Source organism: Streptomyces sp. 8K308 (assembly GCF_004348315.1).
Classification (GTDB): domain Bacteria; phylum Actinomycetota; class Actinomycetes; order Streptomycetales; family Streptomycetaceae; genus Streptomyces.
On the sequence record NZ_SMKC01000552.1, the window covers coordinates 1 to 2483 of the forward strand.

Below are 2483 nucleotides of genomic sequence, written 5' to 3' on the forward strand. Positions count from 1 at the left end.
GCGTTCGGCGGCGGCTCGTTGCGCGGGGGTCGGGTCGGTGAGGGAGACGGGTCCGGTGAGCGGCCGCTGGTGGGCGAGGCGGCGGCGGGCGCGGTCGACCAGCCAGGCGAGTTCGGGGTCGCCCAGCAGCCGGCGCAGCCGGGTCAGGTCCACGGTCAGGTCCACAGCGGCTCGGGTGGCGCGGGCTCGGCGCGGACCGGGTCGGCGCGGCGCTGCCGCGCGGTGCCGTCCCACTCCCATCGGGTGACGAGGACGGCGGACAGCTCGTCGATCCTGGAGAGTTGGGCGATGGCGATGCCCGGCACCTGGGGGTAGCAGGCCCATTCGCGCTCGCTGGTCATGACGACGTCGAGGTCGAAGGCGTGCAGCAGGCCGAGGCACTTGGCGCGCGAGTCGTCGTCGACGCCGGCGAACGCCTCGTCGAGGGTGACCAGGCGCGGCGAGTGGGGGTTGCCGGCGCTGGCGTAGTGGGAGGAGGCGGCGGCGAACAGCGGCACGGAGACGGCGAGCACGCGCTCGCCGCCGGAGGCGGGGCCGGTGGCCGGGACCCAGCGGTCGTGTTGGTGGCGCTCGACGCCGAACTCGTGCCAGGAGCGGTAGTCGAGGGCCGCCGTCAGGTGTTCGAGCCAGCTGCCCGCCACGTCGTCGGACTGCTGGCGGGCGATCTGCGCCTGCAAAAACTCGCCCACGGCCGCCCGGTCCTCCGGGGTCCAGGCGTCGGCTGACTGGCGCAGCCGCTCGCGGGCGGCGGCCAGTCCGGCCGGGGCGCGGCGGGAGGGCCGCCACACCAGGCGGAGGCGCATGCCGGTGGAGGTGGGGCGCTCGGCGAGCTCCGCGTTCATGGCGACGACCCGCCGCTCGGCGGCGCCGATCAATTCCTGGAGGGTGCCGGCGACCTCGGTGATGAGGTGGGTTTCCAGGATCTCGCGCTCGTGGGCGGAGAGGATGCGGGTGAGTTCGCGCACCTCCGTGTCGAGCGCGGCGGCGAGTGCGGGGACGGGGCGTTGCCGGCCCTGGTAGACGATGTCGACCACCATGCCGTCCTCCACCATGCGGGCCGAGGCGGCGTGGCCGTGTCGGGAGAGGGTGTCCTGGAGGGTCTTGAACTCCCGGCTGAGGTTGGACTGGATCCGCTCCCAGGCGGCGTCGGAGTCGTCGGCGGTGGCCAGTTCGGACTCGATGGCCCTGGCCAGGGCGATGGCGGGGGTGGGCGCCCACGGCCCCTGGTCGGCGGCCGGCACGTCGAGGTCGGGGAGGGCGACGGTCAACAGGCCGGTGGCCGCGAACCGTTGCAGTGCCGCGATGGCCTCGGCGCGGTCGGCGACGGTCTCCGCGATGGTGCGGCGCAGCAGCTCGATGCGGCCGTCGGCGGCGCCGGCGCGCCGCTCGGCCGCGGTGTGGTCGGCGCGGGCTTGGCGCTGCTGGGACCGGGTGGCGAGCTGCTCGTCGGCGGTTTCGGTGAGCCGGCGCTGGAGTTCGGCGACGGCGGCGCCGACGGTGGCGCGCAGGGTGGTGTGCCGCTCGTCGGCCGCGGCGGCGGCGCGGGTCAGCTCCTCGGTGCGCTGGGCGAGTTCGGTGGCGCGTTCGGCGGCGCGGGCGATCTCCTCGTGCTCCTCGCCGAGCCGGTCGGCGGCGGCGGCGCTCTCCCGCAGCGCCGGCCAGAGCGTGGCCAGGGCGACGGCGAGTTCGGTGTGGGCGCGGCGGACGGCGGCGAGTTCCGCGCGGTCCGCCGGCAGGCCGAGGTCGGCCGCGGTGCTGGTGAACTCCCCCGCCGCCTGGTCGGCTTGGGCGGTGGCGGTGGCGAGGTCTTCGGCGCGGGCCTGGCGGCGCGCGGTGGCGCGGTGTGCGGTCTCCGCGGCGGCCGCGGCGTGCGCGTGCGCCTGGCGGAGCGGCGCGTCGTCGGGGACGGCGGCCAGCTCGGCGTCGAGGGTGCGGCGCCGGGCGGCGACCGTTTCCGCCTCGGCGTCGACGGCGGCCGACTCGACCCGGAGCGTGGCGAGTTCGGTGTGCAGTGCGTCGACGCGGGCGCGTCGGGCGGCCTCGCGTGCGCCCTCGCCGACATGGGCGGCGGCGGGCTTGGCCCACCGGCCGGCCAGCGCGCCGACCCGGAACCGGCCGTCGGTGGCCACCCAGGTGTCGGCGCCCGTGTCGGGGCCGAGTCCGATGGCGGCGAGCAGCCGGGCCACGGTGGCCTCGCCGACCTGGGCGGCCCGCCGGTCGCCGTGGTCCACGGCCGGGCGGAGCGCGCGGGCCGACGAGGGTCCCGGCACGGGCTCAGCCCGAGGGGAGAGCAGCGTGTCGTGTCCCTCGGGTGCCAGCGCCGCGCCGTCGGGGGTGACCCAGGCGTCGAGCAGCCCGGACGCCTCCAACGCCGCCTCGAGGCCGGCGCGTTCGGTCGGGGTCAGCTCGTCCCGGAAATCGACGAGGCGCCACAGCGGGGCGCCCGGCTGCCGCTCCCTGAGGCCCGGGGTGCGGGTGTGGGG

The 2483-nt window shown here is 77.4% G+C and carries 1 protein-coding gene; it reads right to left on the reverse strand.

Features of this window, described 5'->3' with window-relative positions; all coding sequences use genetic code 11:
- Nucleotides 1-155: 155 nt before the first annotated feature.
- Nucleotides 156-2483, reverse strand: a 2328-nt coding sequence (locus E1265_RS35545; RefSeq protein ID WP_132935072.1) for a TIGR02680 family protein, incomplete at its 5' end; no start/stop codon positions are given.